Source organism: Cupriavidus sp. 01L45, from assembly GCF_056399885.1.
This window is the reverse complement of the sequence record NZ_JBFTSG010000117.1, coordinates 1-6,444: the sequence shown is the minus strand read 5'-3', so window position 1 is coordinate 6,444 and position 6,444 is coordinate 1. Positions and strand designations below refer to the sequence as shown.

Sequence of the window (6,444 nt, the reverse complement as noted above, 5' to 3'; positions counted from 1 at the left end):
GCAAGCGGCGCATGATGCTGGGTACGGTACTCGTAGCGCTCGATCTGCTGCTGCAAGGCAAGAAGCGCGCGCAGGCGGGCCGCCGGGTTGGGGGCCGACTGAAAGTCGTTCACGGATTGCCGGGCGGCGTGGATGTCCCGCCCGTTCAGAACGCTGGACACCAGCATGCCCGCGCCCCACAAGCCGATGGCCGTCAGGCACACGATGGCAGACACCGTGACCGGGTGCCAGCCAACGCGCCGTCCCGGATGGCGGCGGGCGGCTTCGCCCAGGTAATGCCAGAGCGGCAGGTCGATGCTGCTCTGCACGCTCGCGTCGCCGGCGACAGGCCGTGGATACGGCGCAAAGACGATACCGTCCACGGGGATGCGCCGGCGCTGCCGGCCCCCCAATCCGGCGATCCAGTCGGCGAGCGCTTTGCCGCGGGTGTCGAGCCGCTGGGAAAGCTCCCCCATATAGCGGTCGCGATTGCCCGCCATCAGTTGCGCGACCACGCGCTGCGCCAGCTGGTCGCGCAGCGTGCGCAACGCGTCATCGATGGCGTCCGCATCCGCCTGGCGCGGCAACTCGCAACTGATGACCGGCATGAGGCCGTGGGCCGCCGTTCTCGCCTCCGCCACATCCAGCAGGTAAACCGGGGCGGACCAGCGCAGCAATTCGGCGATGCGCGCCAGGCTGAAGCCATACGGCAAGGTCATACGGCGTTGCGCCGGCAACTCAGCCTCGCCGTTGGTCACGAGGACAACGGCATCCACCGGACGGCGGCGGCGTAGTTTGTAGATTTGCCTCAGCCAGTCCATATCCGGCTGGCCGTTGCTGTCGGTCTGATCCCACAGCAGCATCGCATCCGGTGTGCTGAGCCAGCCCGCTTCAGTCAGCTCTGGCAGCAGCCGGATAATCACGGCGTCATCTCCAGTCACCAGCAGACGGGGCTGGCGGCGGTAGTGCCGCTCCTGCAACGCGAGCTTGAGGCTTGCTAAGCGCAACGCCGCCAGCCCCGTTTTGGCAGCGTGGCCCTTGCCTAGGCGCGCGCCGGGATCACGCAGGTATCGCTTCCGTTCTTTCGAGCGGCGGGCAACAGCGCCCCATGCCGCCGTAATGGGACCGCGCAGCAGGAGCACCGCGGCACCTGCCAGCGCAATGATTGCTGCCTGCCTGCGGGCAGACATGCTCTCTGCGCCAACGAAATACACTGTCGCCGCTGCCGCCGCCGTGATGCCAACGACCACGATCTTGTAGCCCAAGTCCTTTCGATTGCCCATCAAGTTGCTTCCCGTTCATTCTGTTGTGCAATTGGGCGCACAACCGCCAGTCGCAGCGCACCTTCCCGGCAGGCGAGCAGCTGCGGCGCTAGGTCTTGCTGTGCAGCCTCGATTGCCAATGCCGCACCGAACCACGCTGCGCCAACGCCAGGAACGCCGAGCGCGGGATCGATGTCATGCACGCCAGACAACTCATCCGTCTGTGCCGCCCCCAGGGCAACGTCTGATCCGCACTTGAGCAATGCGGTCTTGTCCGCCTTGGAAAGGCCAGATTGCCAAAGGTGCTGAAGGTCCTCGGGCTTGGCACGTCCGCATAGGGCAGCGGTCGTGATGGCGCTGCTGAGTCCATCGGTTTCGCATGCCACCGGACGGTGCAGCATCGCAATGGACACCAGGTCTTTCCTTTCTGCCAAAGGCGCCCAGCCAAGCAGCAAAGCAGCGCCGACCTCGCCACTGTTCTCCTGCGGCATGCCATGCAGTTGAACCGCGACGAATAAGGTGAACGTCTCCAAGGCCGGCCCACCGTACTCATCCAGCCAGGTATCCAGCATCATCAGCCCCTCTTTGGCAGGCAGCAGCATTACCTCCGCCTGGCGAAGGCCACCGTTGTTCCAGCACGATTTCCATACTTCACGAAGTCGTTCTGGCTCAGCGTCATCTGGCAACTGCAATCGCACGTCGAATGGCACCTTGGGCGGCAAGGCTCGCAGCGGTTTGTCAATTGCCTTTAAAAGCGCCTCGAATGTCTGCCGATAACGGTCGGCCTCCTTTTCGTCTGCGCCGGTCTCAGCCATTGCAAGTCGAGCATGACGAATCGCCTGCATGCGAGGCTTCGGCACACGTGCCCGCAACGCCGATTCCCGCTGCGCAATCCGCGCCGAGACACCATTCGGCTCCATGGCACACAGATACACGGCGCCGAGCACTGCCAGTGGCTCGGCGCCAAAAGCGATGGCTTCCGCACGGTCCTCCAACCGGACTACCTCCCTTGCCGCCAGATAATTACTCTCTTCTTCATAAAAGTGCAGGCGAAAGCCAAACAAGACACACCATGCCAAGCCCGGATATCCAACCAACTGCATCCAGAACCATGGCGTGCCCGTGGGTTGGTTCTTCGGCCAGTTAAGCAATGTCCAGGCGACACCAGTTGCCAGAACCACCACCAGGAGCGTCAGCCACACGATCGGGTTCGGCGACGAAGGTTGATCCTCTGCACGAGAAGGGTCCGGAAAATCAATGGGCATCGGTCATCAGTTTCAAAGGAGACTCGAAATCAGCTTGCAGCCACACATTGCGCGATAACCATGGCGTGCGATCGGAACGCCTTGATCCTTCATGGATTCATCGCCGTCAATAATCAGGTTGGGCCGCACATTGGGGTGCTTGGGGCAGGATACCTGGTCTCCCTTGCGGGCCACCGCGCGACCGCTGTACCGCATGGTCGACGAAGCACTGATGACCAGGCCGCCATGATTGGTAGCATCACCAAACCGGATAAGATCCATATTTCTTCTCAACTCGAATACCGAAAAGTAATTACGACCCCGCGCACTTCACCTCGGCGGGTGATTCCGTCAGAACGGACCTTAATGTTTCTCCTGTGGAGGCGGTTTTCCCGAGGCTCCCCAGATGCTTTGGCCTTTTTTTAGTAGCCTGAACAGCATGCCCGGCGCGCAATCAGCCATGCACATCGCGCGCCCCTGAGTGACTCGGCCATTATCGCCAATCGGGAAGTCTGAATAAATTAGCGGCTTCACGGGCCGTTCACCGGCTATCACGACGGTATCGGGCATGCGCTTGCCCAAGTCAATTGTATTTTTCTCCGTGATATTGATCCACGGCTGACCTATCGTATCAACCGTCTCGGGGAAAACATAACCCGACCTTCCAGAATTCGGGCAGAATGTCACGGACTTATACTTCCGCGGCTTTCTTTCCGTCGCCAGATAGCACCTATCCATAAACTGGTAAAATCGGTAACCTGTCCTTTTTTTTCCAGATAGACTTACCTCGTAGCCACTATCGTCAATCATAATATAATTTTTTATTTTGTTTTTTTCATCATATGGTAGATAAGATGGATTTAGTGGTGGATCTGGGTCTTCGATGACAGAACCGATGAAAAATATTACGCGGAAGGGCGGCTTTCCCTTCCACTCTGACAGCTCATCCAGCGAGATGAAATCTCTCTTTTTTGCAATCGCTGACGGCTCCCTTAGCGAATTGATGAATGGATAAATAACATCATCATCTTTTGAAATCCGATATTGCTCGCAGGCGATATCTATCATTAAGAAATCGCCTTTTTTTAATTTTCCCACGGAGTTCCTAACGGCTAACGCACATTTCGGCTCAAAAAGTGTGTCGTAATACACCTTTTTCCCGTTGTAGATTGCGAATTTGTCAGTTTTCGCATCGGCATGCGAGAGGCCGAAAAGCCCGCACGCAGCAATAAAAAATATGAGCATTTTCTTCATTGATGACTATAAAAAAATAAATTACTCAAATTTGACTGTTATATGCATATGATTATCATGAGGTATCACCCAACTTCTCCATGGCGTATGCACTGCGCCCGACGATACTCCTGGATCCCCTCTAAGTTCCTCATATAGCGCCTCAAGTCTCCTACCTCCCGGACTTGCAGGAAACGCATTGCCTCTATCAGCAATCCCTTGATTGCGTATCACAAAATGAATATTTTCCTGCCCGTCATCAAAATGGGTGACATCCAACCCAACTCCCATCTTATGCAGCCTCGAACCCAGCATAGGCCGCCATGAGCTTGAGAGATCAACCGTATCGATACGGACGCGCCACGCAGCTTTCAGAAGAGCCGCAAATGCGCGCGGCGAGGTGCGACGTAAAGCTTGCTGGACGGTTGTACGATTGCTTGTGTAGACGGCATTGGCGACGGCCCTCTCAGTGAATTTTGCGGTAATACCCAGCGCGTCAATCCGGACATTAAATGGAGCCATCGAGCGGGAATTCACTCCCGCGCCATAGATCGGTTGAAGTACCACTGTCCAATTGACATCCAGCCTCTCAGTATTGCCACCGCCCTGCGCAGTTCTGGATAGCGTTTCTGGCGGGCAAAGGCGTGTGATTTCTTGGTCTGTGAATTCATGGCTGATGCTCAGCCACACGTCACCATTCAGATAGCCGTAGTATTCATCAGCCGATCCCGGTTTAGCCGCCAATGTATTTTCCGCTGGTGATTGACCAAGCTGGTTAGCATCAGAAAACCTCTCCTGCAAATCCGATCGCAGCTCGTAGACATTCACCCTACAGTGAGCGGAATTCGGCACCGTCCACGGAAATAGCTGAAACCTTCTATATCCTTGATAAGCATCGTTTGCAATATGCAAAGCGATTCTATTGACGTGATTCGGTATATTTATCGGTGGAAGAGAGTGCACCCAACGCGCACCGTCATGCAGCGTATTCGAGTGCACTTTCGGCCCAAAAGCCGCAGTCTGGCCATTGGCATTGTTATAAGGATAAATCACCTGGTTGGTATCGGCATCAACAACCACGAATGGCAGATTATTTAAATATGATGCCGATGAGGTTATGGCTCGATGTGTAACGTCGCCGCTGCCGTAAGCAGCTTCGTACATAGAATTACTCTCATCCAACGGCGCACAGTAAAAGACAAAACTCACCTTGCGCGTCAAGCAATTTACGTTTTGCGTCGGCTGATTTTGGGTACACATCATGGTCCCAATGGGAGTCTGGTTCGGGCCAGTCATCTATTGTCCTTTCTTGCTAAATGAGGTGGCTCAACAATCGTGGGGGTCGTCAAAGGGATCGTCATCGGCAATATGTGGATCGTGCTGGTGCAAAATCACGTTCTGCGGATTGGCGGTCCAGATGCGCTCGGTCATCCCGTTTTCGTCGGTCCTGCCGTGCCAAGCCAGCCCGTTTTCTGCTTCCAGTCGGTACGAATAGTTGGGTAGAATGGCCCCACTGCGATCGCGCACCGTAAATTGCGCACTGAAGCCTTTCTCCCCGGGAAGCCCCGGCAACGGTATCGACATGGACGCTGGCCCTGGCTTATCCCAGAAAGCGCATTTCTCCAGAATATCGCCCGGCGTACCGTTCTCGATGCCCTCTGGGGTGATTCGGATGTAGGAGCCTCCCGCGCCAAGCCAGACCTCCTTTTCGGCCGACAGAATTAGCTTGCCATCAACACTGATGATCTTCAGGTCCTTCAGCGCCGTCAGGTGCATCTCGTCGCTCTGCGCCTGGATCTCGACCTTACCCTTGGCGGCAAAGAGTTTTATGCCAAGTTTTCGCGCGAATAGCGATATCGCTTCGCCCGCAGCCACAGTGAATTTCTTTAGAACGCCGATATCGGCGTTGCCGCTAGCCGTGACGGTAACCTGTCCCTGCGCGGCCAGTTGCAGGTCATGCCCACTGGTTACAGCGACACCAGCCGGCGCGGTAGCCAACAGCACCGCTTGCTGTAGCTTGTCCAGGCGCTGCCCCAGGAATTGCCGCTGCTTTTCCACCTCGGCGGCATGGGCCTGCGCCATCCGTGCGCTCTCTGCGAGAGCCTGCATTTGGGCTAGCGCAGCATCCAGCTGCGCCTTGGCCTCCTGCATGTCCAGCTGCTGTCCACCGGCTTTCGGCTGCGCGTCCGCCGAAAGGAACAGCCCCTTGCCACCCCGGATCGCTCCCCAGGCGTCGGTGCGCAGCTCAAAGCCCTCCCCCCGCTTTTTCTTGTTGCGATCAACGAGGTAGCCAAGGTTGAGCTGGGTCTTGCCACCATACTCGGTGGAAAGCTTGATGCTCTCCTCTCCCTTCCAGTCCTCCATGCGCAGCTTGTTGTTGCTCTGCGTCCTGATCAGGTTGCGCGACAGCCACCGGTCCCGGGTGGTGATCAGGTCCTCTTGCCGGCTGTTATGCAGCGCGTGCGCGATATAGGGCTTGTTCGGGTTGCCGTCGCGAAAGGCAATCGCAACTTCGGTGCCGTCGATGAGCGGGAAGTGGAACCCGGTTTGCAGGCCGCCGGCATACGGTTTTGCTAGGGGTATGGCCTCACTTTCCATGCCCTTCGGCCATTGCTCAAAATCGAAATCGAAGCGGACGACGTAGTGGCCCGCTTTTGTCAGGTACGCGTATTTGTATTGGCCGGGCGAGGTGATGCGCGCGCTCAGCGTGCCCTGGATTTTCGGCC

The 6,444-nt window shown here is 57.0% G+C and carries 5 protein-coding genes and 1 pseudogene; all 6 read right to left on the bottom strand.

The genetic code is table 11. The features are described from left to right. Nucleotides 1–1,262, bottom strand: a pseudogene (locus AC1DT6_RS39845) (ImcF-related family protein); the annotation flags it as partial. Then, on the bottom strand, nucleotides 1,262–2,506 hold the full coding sequence (locus AC1DT6_RS39840) for a hypothetical protein (RefSeq protein WP_441637417.1): 1,245 nt from the start codon (nucleotides 2,504–2,506) through the stop codon (nucleotides 1,262–1,264). The gene AC1DT6_RS39840 and the pseudogene AC1DT6_RS39845, both read right to left, overlap by 1 nt. 12 nt (nucleotides 2,507–2,518) lie before the next feature. Then, a complete protein-coding gene (locus AC1DT6_RS39835) occupies nucleotides 2,519–2,767 on the bottom strand; it encodes a PAAR domain-containing protein (RefSeq protein ID WP_441637415.1) in 249 nt (82 codons plus the stop codon). An 81-nt stretch (nucleotides 2,768–2,848) separates the two neighbouring features. After that, nucleotides 2,849–3,739 (bottom strand): hypothetical protein, encoded by an 891-nt coding sequence (locus AC1DT6_RS39830; protein ID WP_441637413.1) that lies wholly within the window; start codon nucleotides 3,737–3,739, stop codon nucleotides 2,849–2,851. A gap of 21 nt (nucleotides 3,740–3,760) precedes the next feature. Then, complete coding sequence (locus tag AC1DT6_RS39825; protein ID WP_441637411.1) at nucleotides 3,761–5,014, bottom strand: hypothetical protein; 1,254 nt, start codon at nucleotides 5,012–5,014, stop codon at nucleotides 3,761–3,763. A gap of 30 nt (nucleotides 5,015–5,044) precedes the next feature. After that, nucleotides 5,045–6,444, bottom strand: a 1,400-nt coding sequence (locus tag AC1DT6_RS39820; RefSeq protein ID WP_441637409.1) for a DUF2345 domain-containing protein, incomplete at its 5' end; no start/stop codon positions are given.